Source organism: Curtobacterium sp. MCLR17_034 (assembly GCF_003234485.1).
In the GTDB taxonomy this organism is placed as follows: domain Bacteria; phylum Actinomycetota; class Actinomycetes; order Actinomycetales; family Microbacteriaceae; genus Curtobacterium; species Curtobacterium flaccumfaciens.
Genome location: NZ_QKTH01000003.1, coordinates 210,288 through 228,448, shown reverse-complemented (window position 1 = coordinate 228,448; position 18,161 = coordinate 210,288). Strand labels below are relative to the sequence as shown.

Annotated in this window: 19 protein-coding genes; 10 read left to right on the top strand and 9 right to left on the bottom strand. The window is 71.9% G+C overall.

The genetic code is table 11. From position 1 onward, the window contains the following. Positions 1-20 precede the first annotated feature (20 nt). The 3 genes from DEI98_RS05585 to ribH are packed head-to-tail and all read left to right on the top strand — an operon-like array spanning position 21 to position 1,839. Complete coding sequence (locus tag DEI98_RS05585) at positions 21-674, top strand: riboflavin synthase (protein WP_071247477.1); 654 nt, start codon at positions 21-23, stop codon at positions 672-674. Beyond that, positions 674-1,363 carry a 3,4-dihydroxy-2-butanone-4-phosphate synthase gene (gene ribB, locus DEI98_RS05580; RefSeq protein ID WP_110863426.1) on the top strand — a complete coding sequence of 230 codons (690 nt, stop codon included), beginning with the start codon at positions 674-676 and terminating at the stop codon, positions 1,361-1,363. The genes DEI98_RS05585 and ribB overlap by 1 nt, the downstream gene beginning before the upstream one ends. Next, complete coding sequence (gene ribH, locus DEI98_RS05575) at positions 1,360-1,839, top strand: 6,7-dimethyl-8-ribityllumazine synthase (RefSeq protein ID WP_111100163.1); 480 nt, start codon at positions 1,360-1,362, stop codon at positions 1,837-1,839. Before ribB ends, ribH begins: the two co-directional genes overlap by 4 nt. A gap of 128 nt (positions 1,840-1,967) precedes the next feature. On the opposite strand, the gene DEI98_RS18545 is transcribed toward ribH, so the two are convergent. Continuing rightward, positions 1,968-2,138: a hypothetical protein gene (locus DEI98_RS18545; RefSeq protein ID WP_017888559.1), complete on the bottom strand. Its 171-nt coding sequence runs from the start codon at positions 2,136-2,138 to the stop codon at positions 1,968-1,970. 66 nt (positions 2,139-2,204) lie between these two features. Then, entirely contained in the window at positions 2,205-2,753 is a 549-nt protein-coding gene (locus DEI98_RS05570) for a TetR/AcrR family transcriptional regulator (RefSeq protein ID WP_071406283.1), read from the bottom strand. Positions 2,754-2,908: 155 nt separating this feature from the next. On the opposite strand from DEI98_RS05570, the gene DEI98_RS05565 reads away from it, so the two are divergent. The 5 genes from DEI98_RS05565 to DEI98_RS05545 all read left to right on the top strand — a co-directional run bounded on the left by DEI98_RS05565 (position 2,909) and on the right by DEI98_RS05545 (position 9,073). Then, positions 2,909-4,945: an aldo/keto reductase gene (locus tag DEI98_RS05565; RefSeq protein ID WP_111100162.1), complete on the top strand. Its 2,037-nt coding sequence runs from the start codon at positions 2,909-2,911 to the stop codon at positions 4,943-4,945. Further along, positions 4,924-5,931: a LacI family DNA-binding transcriptional regulator gene (locus tag DEI98_RS05560; protein WP_111100161.1), complete on the top strand. Its 1,008-nt coding sequence runs from the start codon at positions 4,924-4,926 to the stop codon at positions 5,929-5,931. Before DEI98_RS05565 ends, DEI98_RS05560 begins: the two co-directional genes overlap by 22 nt. Before the next feature lie 212 nt (positions 5,932-6,143). Then, a complete protein-coding gene (locus DEI98_RS05555) occupies positions 6,144-7,667 on the top strand; it encodes an MFS transporter (protein WP_111022220.1) in 1,524 nt (507 codons plus the stop codon). A 237-nt stretch (positions 7,668-7,904) separates the two neighbouring features. Further along, positions 7,905-8,414: a flavin reductase family protein gene (locus tag DEI98_RS05550; protein ID WP_027466322.1), complete on the top strand. Its 510-nt coding sequence runs from the start codon at positions 7,905-7,907 to the stop codon at positions 8,412-8,414. 44 nt (positions 8,415-8,458) lie between these two features. Beyond that, positions 8,459-9,073, top strand: a complete 615-nt coding sequence (locus DEI98_RS05545) for a superoxide dismutase (protein ID WP_027466323.1) — start codon at positions 8,459-8,461, stop codon at positions 9,071-9,073. Between the two features lie 153 nt (positions 9,074-9,226). Here the strand turns inward: DEI98_RS05545 and DEI98_RS05540 are convergent, their stop codons facing one another. Then, positions 9,227-9,808, bottom strand: a complete 582-nt coding sequence (locus DEI98_RS05540; protein WP_110863422.1) for a TetR/AcrR family transcriptional regulator — start codon at positions 9,806-9,808, stop codon at positions 9,227-9,229. Between the two features lie 158 nt (positions 9,809-9,966). Here DEI98_RS05540 and DEI98_RS05535 point away from each other — a divergent pair, with 158 nt between their 5' ends. Continuing rightward, on the top strand, positions 9,967-10,938 hold the full coding sequence (locus DEI98_RS05535) for a carbohydrate kinase family protein (RefSeq protein WP_111100160.1): 972 nt from the start codon (positions 9,967-9,969) through the stop codon (positions 10,936-10,938). A gap of 77 nt (positions 10,939-11,015) precedes the next feature. Here DEI98_RS05535 and DEI98_RS05530 read toward each other — a convergent pair whose 3' ends face one another. From DEI98_RS05530 to upp, 5 genes are all read right to left on the bottom strand, one after another. Further along, positions 11,016-12,488 (bottom strand): serine hydrolase, encoded by a 1,473-nt coding sequence (locus DEI98_RS05530; protein WP_181437949.1) that lies wholly within the window; start codon positions 12,486-12,488, stop codon positions 11,016-11,018. Continuing rightward, a complete protein-coding gene (locus DEI98_RS05525; protein WP_111100158.1) occupies positions 12,485-13,834 on the bottom strand; it encodes a deoxyribodipyrimidine photo-lyase in 1,350 nt (449 codons plus the stop codon). The genes DEI98_RS05530 and DEI98_RS05525 overlap by 4 nt, the downstream gene beginning before the upstream one ends. After that, a complete protein-coding gene (locus DEI98_RS05520; RefSeq protein ID WP_181437948.1) occupies positions 13,831-14,340 on the bottom strand; it encodes a MarR family winged helix-turn-helix transcriptional regulator in 510 nt (169 codons plus the stop codon). Before DEI98_RS05520 ends, DEI98_RS05525 begins: the two co-directional genes overlap by 4 nt. Positions 14,341-14,598: 258 nt before the next feature. Beyond that, positions 14,599-15,366 (bottom strand): winged helix-turn-helix domain-containing protein, encoded by a 768-nt coding sequence (locus DEI98_RS05515; protein ID WP_110863417.1) that lies wholly within the window; start codon positions 15,364-15,366, stop codon positions 14,599-14,601. A gap of 667 nt (positions 15,367-16,033) precedes the next feature. Then, positions 16,034-16,669: a uracil phosphoribosyltransferase gene (gene upp, locus DEI98_RS05510; RefSeq protein WP_071406290.1), complete on the bottom strand. Its 636-nt coding sequence runs from the start codon at positions 16,667-16,669 to the stop codon at positions 16,034-16,036. A 76-nt stretch (positions 16,670-16,745) separates the two neighbouring features. Here upp and DEI98_RS05505 point away from each other — a divergent pair, with 76 nt between their 5' ends. Then, the gene (locus DEI98_RS05505; RefSeq protein ID WP_071247896.1) at positions 16,746-17,180 is read left to right on the top strand and encodes a nucleoside deaminase; all 435 of its coding nucleotides are present in this window, start codon (positions 16,746-16,748) and stop codon (positions 17,178-17,180) included. On the opposite strand, the gene DEI98_RS05500 is transcribed toward DEI98_RS05505, so the two are convergent. Further along, positions 17,161-18,117 (bottom strand): cation diffusion facilitator family transporter, encoded by a 957-nt coding sequence (locus DEI98_RS05500; RefSeq protein ID WP_027466331.1) that lies wholly within the window; start codon positions 18,115-18,117, stop codon positions 17,161-17,163. The two genes, DEI98_RS05505 and DEI98_RS05500, sit on opposite strands and share 20 nt — an antisense overlap. Between the last annotated feature and the right edge of the window lie 44 nt (positions 18,118-18,161).

Sequence of the window (18,161 nt, the reverse complement as noted above, 5' to 3'; positions counted from 1 at the left end):
GTCCCGTTGAGAGGACACCAGTGTTCACCGGCATCATCGAGGAACTCGGCACCGTCACCGCCGTCGAGCAGCAGGGCGACTCCGTCGCGCTCACCGTCCACGGCCCCGTCGTCGTGCAGGACGCCCGGCACGGCGACTCGATCGCGACGAGTGGTGTCTGCCTGACCGTCGTCGAGCAGACCCCCGAGACCTTCACCGCCTTCGTCATGAAGCAGACCCTCGACATGAGCGCCCACGGTGCACTCCGGGTGGGCGACCGCCTGAACCTCGAGCGCGCCGCCTCGGTGGGTGACCGCCTGGGCGGGCACATCGTGCAGGGCCACATCGACGGCACCGCCACGGTGCTCGAGACGGCAGACGGTGACGGCTGGCGACGCGTGCGGTTCTCGCTCGCGCCGGCGCTCAGCCCGCTCGTGGTCGACAAGGGCTCGATCGCGCTCGACGGCGTCTCGCTCACGGTCAGCGCGGTCTCACCCGAGGACACCGCGCCCGACGCGGCCTGGTTCGAGGTGAGCCTGATCCCCGAGACGCTCGAGGCGACGACGCTCGGGCTCCGCGTGCCGGGTGACCGGGTGAACGTCGAGACCGACGTCCTGGCACGGCACGTCCGCCGCATGCTGCGGCTCGACGCCGCGGCGCAGTCGCTCGAGACCGTCGGATCGGAGGCCCGGTGATGGTCGCCGAGACCGGTGCCGTCCCGCAGGCACTCGGGCTGTCGAGCATCGAGGCCGCGATCGCGTCGATCGCCGCCGGGCGCCCGGTGATCGTGGTCGACGACGAGGACCGCGAGAACGAGGGTGACGTCATCCTGTCCGCCGAGCTCGCCTCGCCGGAGTGGATCGCGTGGACCGTCGCGCACTCGTCCGGGTTCATCTGCGCGCCGCTCAGCACCGAGATCGCCGACGCCCTCGACCTGCCGCCGATGGTGGCGCACAACGAGGACGTCCGCGGCACGGCCTACACGGTCACCGTCGACGCCGCCGTCGGCGTGACCACGGGCATCAGCGCCCACGACCGTGCCCGTACGCTGCGGGTCCTCGCCGACCCGACCTCGGTGCGCGACGACCTGCACCGCCCCGGACACGTGGTGCCCCTGCGCGCACGACCGGGCGGGGTCCGGGAGCGCGCCGGGCACACCGAAGCAGCGATCGAGCTCGTCACAGCAGCCGGGCTCCGGCCCGCTGCGGCGATCTGCGAGATCGTCGACGAGGACGGCAGCATGATGCGGCTGCCGGCGCTCGTCGCACTCGGGGCGCGCGAGGGCGTGCCCGTCATCACCATCGCCGCGCTCGCCGAGTGGCTGGACGCGGCAGACCGGGCGGCGGCAGCGACCGCAGCGCCCACGGAAGGAACGACACGATGAGCGGAGCAGGCGCGGCGGACCGCGACCAGGTCGACGGCACCGGGATCCGGGTGGCCGTCATCGCCGGACAGTGGCACGACACGATCGCGGCGGGCCTGCTGGCCGGCGCACAGCGCGAGGTCGAGCGGCTCGGGGCGACGGCCGAGGTCATCCCCGTCCCCGGCAGCTTCGAGCTGCCCGTGGTCGCGAAGACCGCGCTCGAGGCCGGGTTCGACGCGGCGGTCGCGCTCGGCGTCATCATCCGCGGTGGCACCCCGCACTTCGAGTACGTCTCGGGTGCTGCGACGAGCGGCCTGACGCAGGTCGCGATCGACACCGGCAAGCCCGTCGGGTTCGGCGTGCTCACGCTGGACGACGAGCAGCAGGGACTCGACCGCGCCGGGCTGCCCGAATCCAAGGAGGACAAGGGCGCCGAGGCCGCACACGCGGCGATCAGCACCGCGGTGACGCTGCGGTCCCTGCGCCTCCCGGTCTGATCGGCTCGTGATCTGACGCTCCACGCAGAACGGCCCCGCACCGGTGAGGTGCGGGGCCGTTCTGTGCTTGCTGGTCCGCGCTTGCTGGCCAGCGGCGGTGCTTGCTGGCTCGCGGCAGTGCTTGCTGGCTAGCGCTTGCCGAACACGTGGATCGGCAGGAAGAAGGAGAGGCTCATCAGGAGCACGCCGGCCATGAAGACGAAGGCCTGGCCCGACTCGACCTGGAAGGCGAACCCGAACAGGTACATCGACACCAGCAGCAGCAGGATCGAGAAAACAGCGGCGATGACGCGGCCCACGGGATACCTCCGGGTGTCGACGAGTGGATCGTTCCCCAGTCTATCCCCAGCCGGGGGTGTGCCGGTTCACGCTCCGGGTCGCGTCGCGATCAGACGGTCGACGACGGTGAGCAGGGTCTCCATGTCGACGCTGCCCCGCTTCGGTCGTACCTCGCTCGCAGCACCGAGTGAGGCCTGGTGGTACAGCCCGTCGCCGAGGAGCTTGACGGCCTGCGCGGTCGGCTCGTCGCCGAGGGCGTCGACGAGGGTGGCGAGCCAGGCGTTCTCGGTGTCGTCGAGGGTGCGTCCGGCCTCTTCGTAGCCGGCCTGCTGCAGGCGGCTCGCGGCGAGCAGGGCGAGGTCCAGCTCGCTGCCGACGAACAGGCAGTTGCGGACGAAGTAGCGCGCGGCGCCGTCCTCGGCGTCCTGCATGCGCTCGACGTCGATCGCGGACAGGTCGGACAGGCGTTCGCAGAGCCCCTCGACCAGGGCCGCCTTGGAGCCGAAGTGGTAGAGCAACCCGCCCTTCGAGACGCCGGCGCGCGCAGCGACGGCGTCGAGCGTGGCGGGACGCTCGCCTTCCTCGCACACGATGGCGACGAAGCTGTCGAGGACACGGTCGCGGGCACTGGCCATGCCGAGAGTCTAGGAGCAGTTCCGGGGGGCGCGGACGCCAGCTCCTCCGTCGCCGCCGTGAACGCTCACGAATCGCCGCAGGACCATTGCTGATCGCTCCCGTGGAGGCTAGCGTCGAACCGACCGTGAAGGTTCACGAGACGACAAGGATCCGCATGTCAGCGCAGACGGCGAACACCGCCACCACTCCGACCTCGACCACCACCGACGGCCCCGGGTGGGCCGTCCTCGGCCCCGGCGGCATCGCCCGACGCTTCCTCTCGCAGCTGCCCGCCAGCGGGGGCGTCCTGGTCGCGGCCGGCAGTTCGTCCGCCGAGCGGGCGCAGGTCTTCGCCGACGAGGCCGCCGGGTTCGGGTTCACGGATGTGACCGCCGGGACCTACGACGAGGTCCTCGCCGACCCGCGGGTGGACGCCGTCTACGTGTCGACCGTGCACACCGGGCACGCCCGGCTCGTGCTCGCCGCACTCGAGGCCGGCAAGGCCGTCCTGTGCGAGAAGCCCCTCGCCGTGAACCACGGGACCGCGATGGCGCTCACGGACGCCGCACGCCAGGCCGGTCTGCCGCTCGTCGAGGCGTTCATGTACCGCTTCCACCCGCAGACCGCGGCACTGCTCGACCTGATCCGCGACGGCGTGATCGGCGACGTGACCCACGTCGACGCCTCGTTCGCGTTCCGGACGGGCGAGCGCACCGGTCGACTGTTCGACGTCGGCACCGCCGGCGGCGGGATCCTCGACGTCGGCGGGTACCCGGTGACGATGGCCGCGGCGATCGTGCAGGCCGCCACCGGGGTCGCCGTCGCCGAGCCGGTCGACCTCACCGCCACGGGCACGCTCGGGCCGACCGGGGTCGACGAGTGGACGGTCGCGCAGCTCACCTACAAGGGCGGGATCACGGCGACGGTCCGGACCGGCGTCTTCGTGCAGGACGACAACGCCGTGTCGGTGTACGGCTCGCGCGGTCGCATCGTGCTCACCGACCCGTGGACCCTGGGCGACGACCCCACCATCGAGGTCCACACCGTCGACGAACCCCCTCGCTCGCTGTCGTTCGCGGGTGAGCACCCCTACGCCCGAGAAGCCGACGCCACCACCGACGCCCTGCGTGCCGGCGTGGTCGAAGCGGCCCAGATGACCATCGACGAGACCCTCGCCACCGCCCGTACGCTCGACAGGTGGCGCGCGGCGATCGGCCTGCGCTACCCCTTCGAGGCCGAGACCGCCGACATCCCGACGGTGTCCGGCCGACCGCTCACCGTGCAGGACGGCAACCCGATGCGCTACGGCGAGGTGCCGGGCGTCGGCAAGCGGATGTCCCGCCTGGTGATGGGCGTCGACAACCAGCCGGACCTGGCACACGCCAGCGCGATCTTCGACCTGTTCGTCGAGCAGGGCGGCAACGTCTTCGACACCGGCTACATCTACGGCGGCGGTGTGCTCGAGGGCAGGCTCGGCAAGTGGATCCAGAACCGGGGGATCCGCGAGGACGTGGTCGTCATCACGAAGGGCGCCCACACCCCGCACTGCGACCCGGAGTCGATCACCCGCCAGCTGCTCGAGAGCCTCGAGCGCCAGGGCACCGACTACGCGGACATCTACATGATGCACCGCGACAACCCCGACATCCCGGTGGGGGAGTTCGTCGACGTGCTCGACGAGCACCGCCGAGCCGGGCGTATCCGCGTGTACGGCGGCTCGAACTGGACCCCCGCACGGTTCGACGAGGCGAACGCCTACGCACGGGCCAACGGCAAGCACGGGTTCGAGGTGCTCAGCAACCACTTCGGTCTCGCCGAGGCGTACGACGTGCCGTGGGACGGCTGCGAACACGCGACCGATGCGGCATCGAAGGCCTGGCTGGAGGAACGTCAGGTCCCGTTGCTGCCGTGGTCCTCGCAGGCCCGCGGGTTCTTCACCGGCCGTGCGACGCCCGAGGACACCAGCGACGCCGAACTCGTCCGCTGCTACTACTCGGACGACAACTTCGAGCGGCTCCGGCGTGCGCGGGAGCTCGGCGAGCAGTTCGGCGTCCCCGCGACGGCGATCGCCCTGGCGTACGTGCTCAACCAGCCGTTCCCGACGTTCCCGCTCTTCGGACCCCGTACGATCGCGGAGGCCCGGTCGTCCATGACCGGCCTCTCCGTCGAACTCTCCCCGGAACAGGTGGCATGGCTGGACCTCCGCGCCTGACCCCGGGCGGCCGCGCGACGATCATCGACGTCGCCGCGGCCGCCGGGGTGTCCCGGCAGACCGTCACCCGCGCGATGAACGGCATGTCCGGCATCAGCGCGGCGACCAAGGACCGCGTGCTCCAGGCCGCGGCGGCGCTCGACTACCGTCCGTCACGGTTCGGCCGCGGGCTCGTCACGGGTGGCGACCACCAGCTCGGGCTCGTCGTCAACGACCTGCGGAACCCCTACGCACCGGCACTCGCATCCGCGGTGCTCGGCCTGGCCGCCGCCCGCGGGTGGAACGTCATGCTCGCCGACGTCGGGCTCGCGAGCGACTCGGACCGGATGGTGGAGTCCCTCGGTGCCCAGACCGACGTCGTGATCGGCTACCTCGGGTCCCGCGCCCCGGAGTGGATCGAACGGCTCGGCTCGGTCCCGGTCGTCGAGCTCGACCCCTCGGGGCCGGTGACCCGCGCCGCGGTCCGGATCGACCCGACCGCCGCGATCGAGGACCTCGCCGACCACCTCGTCGACGTCGGGGTGAAGCACCCCGTCGTGCTCGACGCCGCCGCCGACGGCGCGCCGAGTCAGCGCGGGGAGCACATGGTCGCGGCACTCCGGCGTCGCGGGTACCTGCCCGACCTCGTCGTCGCGTCCGCGCCCACCGCAGAGACCGGTGCCGAACGGACCGAACGGATCCTCGCCGAGCACCGCCGGGTCGATGCGGTCCTGGCGTTCAACGACGTGCTGGCGCTCGGCGTGCTGTCGGCCTGTCGTCGTGCCGGCGTCGACGTCCCCGCTGACGTCCGCGTGGTCGGCGTCGACGGCCTGCCGCTCGGCACGCTCGTCGCGCCGACGCTCACCACGCTGGCCGTCGACCTCGACGAGGTCGCGGGTCAGGCCCTCGACCTGGCGCTCGGCATGCTCGCGGGCGAGCTGCCGCGCTCGGGCGAGGCCGTGGAGCGCACGGTGCGCCACCGGTTGCTGCTCCGCGAATCGGCGTAGGCCGACGACGCGACCAGTGGACCGACGCAAGGCCCGTGGCGGGACCGGCACGGGCCTCCCGGCCGTCGTCAGTTGCATTTGCAACCAAAACCGTCCGGACGGTACACTAACGGAGTCCTGACGGGGCGCGTGTCCATCCCGCGTCCCGTCTCGTCTGCCCCACGTACCACCCGCCGTCGACCTGGTCCGGCTCGAAGTCCCAGGAGTCCGCCGTGTCCGCACTGCTCACCAGCCCCGTCGCCACCCGCGTCACCGGGAGCCGCGCCCGACGGTTCCTGGCGCTCGCCGTGCTCATGCTGCCGGTCCTGCTCATCTCGGTCGACAACACCATCCTGAGCTTCGCGCTGCCGTCGATCAGCCGCGCGCTGAACCCGGACGCGACCACGCAGCTCTGGATCGTGGACGCGTACCCGCTGGTGCTCGCCGGCCTGCTCGTCGTGATGGGCAGCATCGGTGACCGCATCGGCCGCCGGCGGATCCTGGTGATCGGGGCGACCGGGTTCGCACTGTTCTCGGTGGCCGCGGCCTTCGCGACCGACGCCTGGATGCTCGTCGCGGCCCGGATCGCCATGGGCGTCTTCGGCGCGATGCTCATGCCCGCCACGCTCTCGATCATCCGCAACGTGTTCGTGGACGCGGGGGAGCGGCGGATGGCGCTCGCCGTCTGGTCGACGATGTTCGCGGCCGGCAACGCCCTCGGCCCGCTCGTCGGCGGCGCGCTGCTCGCGCACTTCCACTGGGGCAGCGTGTTCCTCGTCGCGGTGCCGATCCTCGTGCTCATGCTCGTCGGCGTGCCGTTCTGCGTGCCGGAGTCCCGCGACCCGATGCCCGGGCCGGTCGACCTGCCGAGCATGTTCCTGTCCCTCGGCGCGCTCGCACCGATCGCCTGGGCCATCAAGTCGGTCGTGCACCCCGAAGAGCGCGGCCTCGCGATCGCCATGCTCGCCGTCGGTGTCGTGTGCGGCATCGCGTTCGTCCGTCGCCAGCTGCGGTCCCGCACGCCGATGCTCGACCTGCGGCTGTTCCGCAGCACGGCCTTCACCGGCAGCGTGCTGATGAACCTGGCGGCGATGTTCTCGCTCACCGGGTTCCTGTTCTTCATCGCCCAGCACCTGCAGCTCGTGGCCGGGCTCGACCCGTTCGCATCCGGCATCGTGCTCATCCCGGGGTCGGTCCTGACCATCGTCGCCGGGCTCGCGGTGGTGCCGATCGTGGCGCGTGTCGCCCCGCGCTGGGTCGTGTCGGTCGCGCTGCTGTTCTCGGCGGCGGCGTACGCCCTGGTCGCGGTCCTCGGACACCACGCCTCCATCGCCGCCCTGGCGTTCGCGTTCGTGCTGCTCGGCATCGGGATCGGCGCGTCCGAGACCGTGACGAACGACCTCATCATCTCGACGGCACCGGCGGACAAGGCGGGTGCGGCGTCGGCGATGTCCGAGACGGCGTACGAGATCGGCGCCGTGCTCGGGACCGCGGTGCTCGGCACGATCCTGGCGACGACCTACCGGGCGCACGTCGTGGTGCCCGACGGGTTGTCCTCGGCGGCGCACGTCGCGGCGCAGGAGACCCTCGGCGGCGCGGTCGCCGCGGCGGGGCAGCTCGGCGGCAGCGCCGGGCAGGTGCTGCTCGAGTCGGCACGGGCGGCCTTCGACTCCGGCGTGACGATCACAGCGGGTGTCGCCGCGGTGCTCATGGTCGTGGCGGCCGCGGGTGCGCTCGTCATGCTCAAGCGCCGCTGAGCGGCCGCGCGGGCGCGCGCTGCGCCGCTGCGCCGCGAGCGCCGCTGCGCTTCGTGAGCAGGAATGGTCGGGTCGCCGTGCGTGACCCGACCATTCCTGCTCACGAAGCGCCCGCAACGGCGCGCCCGGCCACGCCCGAACCTGTGAATCGTTGACCTCAACCAGGGTTCAGGTCATACGTTGGGTGACAGCCGCCGAGTGACGGCAGCCCCTCCCGAAGGAACGACCACGATCACCATGCCCGACGAAGCACCGGCAACCATCGCCGACGCGTACAAGTCCGCCTTCCGCGGGCACCCTGCCGGCGTCGCCGTCATCACGGCCGAAGGCCCCGACGGACCGACCGGCCTCACCGCCTCGAGCGTCGCGAGCGTCGCCGTCGACCCGCCCGTGCTGGTCTTCTCGCTCTCGACGAACTCCGGCTCGGCCGGGGTCGTGCTCGGTGCGCCGCTGTTCGTCGTGCACCTGGTCGACTCCCTCGGGGTCGCACTGGCGAAGCGCTTCGCCTCGACCGGCAGCCCGGCCGCCGACGACCCGATCTGGGGCACCCTGCCGTCCGGCGACCGCTACCTGCCGAGTGCGGCGAGTGCGCTCCGCTGCCGACCGCTGTCGACGACGCCCATCGGCAGCTCGACCGTCGTCGTGGCCGAGGTGCTCGACATCATCGTCGGCGCCGACCGCGGCGAGCCGCTGGTCTACCACAACCGGGAATTCCACTCCCTCACCGATCGTTCCCGGCTCTCGTGAGCCGCGGAGCCGCGTCCACAACCCACTGATCGAAAGGACCTCACATGGCTGAGTACACCCTGCCGGAACTGCCGTACGACTACGCCGCGCTCGAGCCGCACATCAGCGGCAAGATCATGCAGCTGCACCACGACAAGCACCACCAGGCCTACGTGACCGGTGCCAACACCGCGCTGCAGCAGCTCGGTGAGGCCCGTGAGTCCGGCAACTTCGGCGCGATCAACAAGCTCGAGAAGGACCTCGCGTTCCACCTCGGTGGCCACGTGAACCACTCGATCTTCTGGACCAACCTCGGCCCGGACACGAAGGTCCCCGAGGGTGAACTCGCCGCGGCGATCGACGAGTTCTTCGGTTCGTTCGAGAAGTTCCAGGCGCAGTTCGCCGCCGTCGCGAACGGCATCCAGGGCTCCGGCTGGTCCGTGCTGGCCTGGGACACCGTGGGCCAGAAGCTCACCACGTTCCAGCTCTTCGACCAGCAGGGCAACATCCCGTTCGGCCTCGTCCCGATCTTCATGCTCGACATGTGGGAGCACGCCTTCTACCTCGACTACCTGAACGTCAAGGCGGACTACGTCAAGGCCGTCTGGAACATCGTCGACTGGGAGAACGTCGCCGCTCGTTTCGAGAACGCGAAGTCGCAGCGGTTCGTCACGCTCTGATCCGCGTCGGCGGGTCACCACGGTGACCACCTGACGAACGGGAGGCACGGTGCCAGCTGGCACCGTGCCTCCCGTTCGTGGTCCGGGTCACGTTCCGGGCCGTGCGCCGTTGCCGGGTACGCGAGCGGTCCGCGATCGCGTTCGTGCGTGCGCTCAGCGCGCGCGGTCTGCGGCGGCCGTGCTGGCTGCCAGGTCGTGGGCGATGCGACGCAGTGCAGCGTCAGCATCGGTGTGCGCGCCGTCGACGAGCGCGCCCCACTGGGCTCCGCGGGCGGCCATGACCGTGTGCTGGGCCGCACGTTCGGCGAGGACGGGGTCGGCGCCGTGTGCTCGGCACCAGGCCCGGATGGCGGCGACCTGGCAGCGGTGCGCGCGGCGCTGCCGGTCACGCCCGTCGAGGGACTCGACCGACCCGAGTTCGAAGGTGAGCCGTGCGGCCAGCGCACGGTGCGTGTCGTCGAGCCCGCCGAAGGTCGCGACCAGGTGATCGGCGAGGGCGTCCGTGTCGGCGGCGGGGTCGAGCGCGGGCGTTCGGTGCGAGGTCGCGAGGTGCTCGACGACGGAGTCGATCAGGGCGTCGCGGGAGCCGAAGTGGTAGACGACCGGGTAGGCGCTCGTACCGAGTACGCGGCCGAGGCCCCGGACCGTGACGTCCTCGATCTTGGTCTCGACGAAGTGGTCGACGACCTTCTCGAGGATCGCGGGTTTGCGGGTGGGGTCGGGCTTCCTGGGCATGGCATCTCCGTCGTCGGGGCGGTGGTCGCGCGACCGCCCACATACTAGCAGCCAGTATTTCAGTCGCGCGATGGGTCGTCGTGTGTGATCGCTCCGCGAAACCTCCGTTTTCACCGATAGAAACGGAGAAAAACTCGGCTCCGGGTAGACTGTTGCGGATGTCCATGCCGTACGAGGGCGCTCTGCCGCCGTCACGGCCCGAGGGGACCCGCGCCGGACGGGTGGTCGCGGGCCGTCGTCGCGGCGCCGGAAAACGCTTCCTGGTCGTCGGCGACGTCCTGGACGGCGTCCTCGTGCACACCACCGCACACCGGATCGGGGTGCACGACCCCGCCGCGGAGATCCGCCACCGGCCGACCGGTGCCGGTGGCAACACGGCCACGTGGCTCGGCTGGCTCGGGGCCGAGGTCGACGTCGTCGCCCGGGTCGGGGTCGATGACGTCTACCGCCACGAGCGCGCGCTCGAGGACGCCGGGGTCCGCGCCCACCTGCGGTACGACGCGATGACGTCCACCGGGGTCGTGGTCTCGGTCCGCAACGACCACGGTCGCACCGCGATGTCGGACCCCGCCGCGAGCGGGAAGATCAGCGCCGCCGACGTCCCGCCGTCGGTGGTCGCCCGCGCCGACATCGTGCACCTGACCGGGGCCGCCATGCTCGGCGGCGGAGCCGACCGGCTCGCCGACCTCGTGGCGTGCGCCCGGACGGGGCCGGCGCGCGTGGCGGTGGACCCCTCGTCGGTGGCGGTGATCGAGGCGATCGGTGCCGACCGGTTCCTCGAGGCCCTGCGGGGCGTCGACGTGCTCTTCCCCGACCAGCACGAGGCGCTCGCCCTCGCCGGGGGTGACGACCTCGACGCCGCGGTGCGGCGGCTGACCGAGCACGTCCCGCTGGTCGTCGTCACGGCCGGGGCCGACGGCGCGTTCATCGGGCGCCGGGGCCGTAGCGTCCACCGGGTGCCCGCGACACCGGCGACCGTCGTCGACACCATCGGGGCGGGGGACGCCTTCGTCGCCGGGTTCGTCCGTGCGTGGGCGACGGATCCGGTCCGCGTCGGTGCTGCAGCCCGCGAGGGCACCCGGGTCGCCGCGCGGGCACTCGGCTTCGTGGGCGGACGACCGCCGGTCTGAGGCGGGCGCGCCTCCGTGGTGCCGTCGGGTCAGCGCGCCGTCAGACCAGCGCTCCGACGGTTCAGCGCGCCGTCAGATCAGCGCTCGGACGGTTCAGCGACGACGTTCAGGGTCTGGACGCGCCCCGCGGCGGCGGGCGCCAGCCGGATCTCGACGCGCAGTCGCCCGCAGGTGCCGGGGAGCCACCAGCGCAGGTGCGACGGCGCCGCCGAGTACTCGGACACCGGTGCGGCACCGAGGTCGGCACCGACGTCCGCGACGGCCTGCGCCACAGCCCGCCGCCGTCGGTCGTACGGCACGTCCATCGCCACGTTGGGCGTGCAGATCGCGTCCGCCAGGTCGTCCCGCCAGTCGGCCAGGAGGCGCGTCACGGCGGCCTGGGCGGCTCGCGTCGCGCGGGTGGTCGCCACCACCCCGCTGCTCGCTCCGGTCACGTCGGTGCTGGCTCCCGGCGCGTCGGGCGTCCGGGCCGTCAGTGCCGCGTCGAGCAGGAGGTCGTGCGCCTGCTGCGCGGCCGCGGAGACCTTGGCCTGCGTGGCGTTCTCGAACGCGACGACCCCGAGGCCGTCGCGCACGGACCACCGCATGTGCGCGGAGAAGCCCGGGTATCCGCCGGAGTGCGAGACGAGCTCGCCGAAGCGGTCGTCCTGCTCGACGAACAGCCCGAACCCGTACGCCGTCGCCCGGGGCGAACCCGGGACGACGGACGACGGCACGACCCGCATCGCCTGCTGCATGAGCCGGCGGTCAGCGGGGGAGACCGGGCCGGGTTCCGGTGCGGCGGAGAACGCCGAACCGAGGTGCGTCGCCCAGCGTGCCAGGTCACGCACGGTCGAGAAGAGCCCGCCGATGGACGAGAAGGCGCCGGGCCCGGTCATCGGCAGGGGTTCCCAGTCGCGCTCGTGTCCGCGGACACCGGTGACCACGAAGCCTGTGGACTCGTCGGCGCTGAACACGGTGTCGGTGAGCCCGAGGGGACGGAGCACGGTCTCGCTGGCGGCCGCGGTGAAGGGCTGCCCCGACACGACGGCGACGACCCGGCCGAGCAGCGCGTAACCGAGGTTCGAGTAGGCGAAGCGGGTGCCGGGCAGCGAGTCGAACAGCAGGCCGCCGCGAAGGACCTGGTCGAGCTCGGCGTCCGAGATCGACTCCTGCCGGTCGGCCCAGGGGTCGTCGGTGGGGAACCCGGCCGACATCGTCAGCAGCATCCGCACCGTGGGGACGGGGGAGTCCGGGGTCGGCAGGGTGACGGCGCCGAAGGCCGGCACGAAGTCGGTGATCGGCGCGTCGAGGTCGAGTGCACCCCGGGCGACGAGGGTCAGCAGGGTCGCGGCGGTGACGCTCTTGGTACAGGAAGCGATGCGGTACACGGTGTCGGCGTCCGGGCTCCGGCCGTCACCGCGGTCACCGTGCCCGCCGGACGCGACGAGGCCGGAGCGGTCGAACACGCCCCACACGCTGCTCGGCGCGATGCCCTGTTCGACGCGAGCACGGAACAGCTCGTCGACCTGGTCGACGATCGCAGCGATCGCGGGGTGCGACCCGGTCACGAGCGCCGCATCCGTTCGTAGGCGTCGAGCGCCCGCTGCCGCGACGCCTTCAGGTCGACCATCGGCTCGGGGCGCAGCTCGTCGGCGGGGACCCAGCGGTGGACGTACTCGCGGTGCGGGTCGAAGCGCTCGAGTTGCCGATCGGGGTTGAAGACGCGGAAGTACGGGGCGGCGTCGAAGCCGGAGCCCGCGACCCACTGCCAGTTCGCCGCGTTGTTGGCGGGGTCGGCATCGACCAGGGTGTCCCAGAACCACTGCTCCCCGACGCGCCAGTCGACGAGCAGGTTCTTCACGAGGAAGCTGCCGGCGGCCAGCCGCACCCGGTTGTGCATGGCGCCGCTGTGCCAGAGCTCGCGCATGCCCGCGTCGACCAGGTCGAATCCGGTCAGACCCTGCCGCCAGCGGTCGAGCTCGGCCGCTTCCGGGTCACGCCACGGGAACGCGTCGAAGTTCCGACGGACGTTGACGGTGGCGATGTCGTCGCAGTGGAAGTACTCGTTCCAGTTGAACTCGCGCCACGCCAGCTGCCGGAGGAACGCCGCGGCGTTCTGGCGCTGGGCGGGCTCGAGCCGCTCGTGCAGGCGATGCCACACCTGGTACGGGCTGATCTCGCCCCACCGCAGGAACGGCGACAGGCTGCTCGTGGCCTCCATCGCGGGCTCGTCGCGCTGGTCGTAGTCCTCGAGCGCGTGCTCGACGAAGTGCTCGAGCTGCTGCTGGGCGCCGTGCTCGCCCGGGCTCCAGGCGTCACGGAGTCCGCCGGCCCAGTCGGGCTTCGTCGGCAGCAGTGCCCAGTCGGCCAGCGCATCACCCGTGACGTCGGCCGCAGCCGGGAGGTCGTCGGGGTCGGGCAGGGGGTGCCGCGGTTCGGGCAGCGCCTGGACGGCGTTCCAGAACGGGGTGAAGACCTTGTACGGCTCGCCCTGCCCGGTGAGCACCGTCCACGGTTCCCAGAGCAGGTTCGCGGCGAAGCTGTGCGCCTCGATGCCACGGTCGTGCAGGGCCGCCTTGATGCCGGCGTCGATGTCCCGCTCGACGGCGCCGTACCGACGGTTCCAGTACACGGCGTCCGCCCCGGTGTCGGCGACGAGCTGGTCGATCGCCTTCGCCGCGGCACCGCGCCGGAGGACCAGCCGGGAACCCCGTTCGCGCAGGTCGGCATCGAGGGCGGTCAGGGAGTGGTGCAGCCACCAGCGGCTCGCGGCACCGATCGGACGGAGCCCTGGGGACTGCTCGTCGAGGACGACCACCACCGTGACGTCGCCACCGTGGTCGATCGCCGCACGGAGCGCCGGGTTGTCCGACAGCCGCAGGTCGTCACGGAGCCAGACGATCGCGCCGGTCACACCGCGGCCGCATCCGCAGCGACCGGGCGGACCGTCGACCGCCGGCCCGGAGCAGTGCCGACCGCCAGTCGGAGCTTCGTGCAGAGTTCGGTGAGGGTGCGGAGTTCGGGGTCGGACAGCCCGGCGCCGACCTGCTGCGCGATGCTCGCCGCGTGCTGCACGGCGACCTGACGGTAGACGTCGAAGCCGTGCGGGGTCAGCGCCACGATCACCCCGCGGGCGTCGGTCGGGTCCGGTTGCTTCTCGACGATGCCGCGGGCGAGCAGTCGGTCGACCAGACGGCTGACGCTCGGCTGGGTGAGGAGCAGGTGCCCGGTGAGGTCGCGCATGCGGCAGCGGCGGCCGGGCTGGGTCGACAGGTTGAAGCAGACGTCGTACTCGTTGAACGAGATCTCGTCGCCGGGGAAGTCCGCGTTGAGACTCCGCATCACGGCGACCTGGGCGCGGAAGAGCGCTTCCCAGGCAGCGACGGCGGTCGCCTTCTCACTGCGGCGTGTCTCGCTCACGTTCGCGTTCCCTCCGGTCGTACGGTCTGACCACACTACCGATGGGGTCCGACAGGAGCCGGGCGACATGCACGAGGGCCGGCCGCCTGTCGGCGACCGGCCCTCTCCCTTGCACCAAGAGTTTCCTGCAATCACATTCCACAGGCGGTGCCACAGCAAACACCGTCTGCACCACCGACTGTATAACGAAGCGGTAACGGCGCGCCAGCCTCTCCGCGGCCGGTTCGCTGCGAGTTCACCAAGAGCAACCGATCACGCTCAGAAGAGGTCGGGCGACGGGGTCGACGCGTACCGCACGGCGACGTCGGCGTGCCGGTCGAAGCGGTAGCCGACGCCGCGCACGGTGCGGACGATCTCCTCGAACGCGCCGAGCTTGGAGCGCAGCCGACGCACGTGCACGTCGATGGTGCGCTCGTTCGGGGTCTCGTCCTCGCCGTCCGACCAGAGGCCCTCGATGATCGCGGAACGGTCGACGGTCTGGCCCTCGCGGAGGACCAGGAACTGCAGGAGCTCGAACTCCTTGTAGGTCAGGGGCGCCGCTTCGCCGTCGAGGGTCACGCGCTTCCGGGAGATGTCGATGACGACGCCGGTCTCCTCGGGCTCGGGCTTCTCGGCCTGCTTGCGGGCGGCCACCGCTGAGCGGTCCTGCAGGGCGAGGCGGACGACGTCAACGTCACGGCCACCGGAGTGCTCGGCGGCGACGGCGACGGCCGCGTACGTCTCGGACGACGGGACGAGCTGCGCGGTGAGGGCCTTGAGCTGCTCGACCACCGCGGCCAGGGTCGTGCCGGCGGCGGCGGCCTTCGCTTCGTCGATGCCGACGTACAGGGCGAAGCCGCGGGCCTCGGTGCCGTCGGGGAGTGCGCGGTTCCGCTGCGGCGCGATCACGGGGCTCGTCGGCACGGTGGCCGCTCCGGTGGCCGCCGGGGAGGCCGGGCGCGGGCGGATCGGCGTCACGGTGCCGAGGTCGGTCGGAGCCGGTGCGGTGCGGAGCGCGGTGCGGGGCTGGGCGATGGTGAGCGACATGGTGGTTCTCCGGGCGGTGTGGCCGGTGCGCTGGTGGCGCGGCGGCCGGTGTCGAATGCGTCATCCCGGGTGCGGCGGTACGCCGATGTGCCCTGCGGTCCTGCTGCGGACCGGGGCCGACCCGGGGGAACGGGAGACAGACCTCGTGACGTGGTGCGCGTCGCCGACGGTGTCCGTCACCCGGGGATCACGCGCTCGCGACGGGGGTGGTGTCGCGGGGGATCCGGCTGGAACGGGTGCCGATCAGGCACACATTCGACAACGCATGACCGGCATGGTCGGCATCATCACGCCGACGGTCCCCACTGCCCCTGCGGAGGAGCACGCCTCGGAGAGGACGCGGGTGGACACGGTTGCAGTCATGTGACGAGTATCTGCGGTATACCAACGCGGTGTCAACCGTCCGCGCGGACGGTGCGGTGGGCGCGGCCGCACGGGCGTCGAGCGCCACGCCCGTTCGTTCCCATTGCGCACGCGATGGAAGGTGGAATCGGGCGTACCGGGTGGGAAGAACCGACCTGGTACGCCCGGAACGGGCAGGTACGCCCGGAACGACCTGGTACGCCCGGAACGGGCGGGTGCGGTGGGCGCGACGCGCGCCACGACGGACAGGAGGCGCGGTGCCAGCTGGCACCGCGCCTCCTGTCCGAGAAGTGGCGGGTCTGCGCTACTCGGCCAGGCCGTAGAGCCGGTCGCCGGCGTCGCCGAGGCCCGGGACGATGTACCCGTTCTCGTCGAGCTTCTCGTCGAGCGCACCGAGGACGATCGAGACGTTGCGGTCGCCGACGGCCTGCTCGACCATGGCGAGCCCCTCGGGGGCGCCGAGGATGCACACGCACGTGATCTCCTGCGCACCGCGGGCGAACAGGAAGTCGATCGCGGCGGCGAGAGTGCCACCGGTGGCGAGCATCGGGTCGAGCACGAAGCACTGCCGCCCGGACAGGTCGTCGGGTAGGCGCTCGGCGTAGGTCTGCGGCTCGAGCGTCTCCTCGTTGCGGGCCATGCCGAGGAAGCCGACCTCGGCCGTCGGGACGAGCTTGACCATGCCCTCGAGCATGCCGAGCCCGGCGCGGAGGATCGGGACGACGAGCGGCCGCGGCTTGGCGATCGCGACGCCCATGGTGTGCGCCACCGGCGTGTCGATCGGCGTCGCCGTGACCCGGACGCCCCGCGTGGCCTCGTACGCGAGGAGCGTGACGAGCTCCTCGGTCAGGGCGCGGAACGTGGGGGAGGGCGTCGTACGGTCGCGGAGCACCGAGAGCTTGTGGGTGATGAGCGGGTGGTCGGCGACGTGGACTCGCATAGGGTCGAGCCTAGCGTGCCGTCGACCGTCAGGAGGTCCCGTGGAGGAGCCCGCAGCCCGCCCGTTCGTCCCGGCGATGGAGCGCGCGCTCGACGAGGCTCGACGGTGCCTGGAGACCGACGACGTCCCGGTCGGCGCTGTGGTGCTCGACCGTGACGGCGTGGTGGTCGCCACCGGCCGGAACGAGCGTGAGGCACGACAGGACCCGACGGCCCACGCCGAGGTCCTGGCTCTGCGTGCTGCGGCGGCGGTGACGGGGGACTGGCACCTCGAGGAGCACACGCTCGTGGTGACGCTCGAGCCCTGCCCGATGTGCGCCGGCGCCGTCATGGCCGCGCGGGTGCCCCGGGTCGTGTTCGGCGCGTGGGACCCGAAGGCGGGCGCCAGCGGCAGCGTCTACGACATCGCCAGGGACCGCCGGCTGCCGCACCGCTCCGAGGTCATCGGGGGCGTGCTCGAGCAGGCGTGTGCCGAGCTGCTCGACGACTTCTTCAGTCCGCGGCGAGGATGACGATCGCTTCGGTCGGCGGCTGCGGCCCGGTGCGCAGCACGTCCGGTTCGACGTAGATCACCCGGGCGATCGGCACGGCGCTCCGGACACGCTGCTCGACGGTGTCGATGCCGGCGGCGACGTCACCGAGCCGGCGGTCCCCGTCGACGGCGACCTTCACGCCGACCATCAGCTCGTCCGGTCCGAGGTACAGGGTCTTCAGGTGGATGATCGCGTCGACCTCGGGGCCGTCGAGCACCGCCTGCTTGATGCGCTCGACGTCGGCGGCGGTCGCGCCCTCGCCGACGAGCAGGCTCTTCGTCTCGATGCCGAGCACCACGGCGACCGCGATGAGCAGTGCCGCGATCAGCATGGTGCCGATCGCGTCGAACACCCCGTTGCCGGTGATCGCGGTCAGGCCCACGCCGAACAGGGCGAAGACCAGGCCGAGCAGGGCCGCGGTGTCCTCGAGCATCACGACGGGCAGCTCGGGGGCCTTCGCACGGCGGACGAACTGCACCCAGCTCTGCGAACCCTTCTGCGGTCGGGCCTCGTGCAGGGCGGTGCGGAGCGAGAAGCCCTCGAGCCCGATGGCGATGACGAGCACCACCAGGGGGAGCCACCAGTTCTCGAGCGGGTGCGGGTGGGCGAGCTTCTCGATGCCCTCGTAGAGCGAGAACACACCGCCGACCGAGAACAGGATGATGGAGACGACGAACGCGTAGACGTAGCGTTCACGCCCGTAGCCGAACGGGTGCTCCTGGTCCGCCGCTCGCCGGGCCTTGCGGCCACCGAGCAGGAGGAGGAGCTGGTTCGCGGAGTCGGCCAGGGAGTGCACGCCCTCGGCCAGCATCGACGCCGATCCGCTGATCGCCGCCGCGATGAACTTCACGATCGCGATGCCGATGTTGGCACCGAGTGCGGCGAAGATCGCCTTCGTGCCTCCGGAAGCGCTCACAGCTGTCCCCTTCTCGTGGTCTGCGACACGATCCTAGGCGGGTG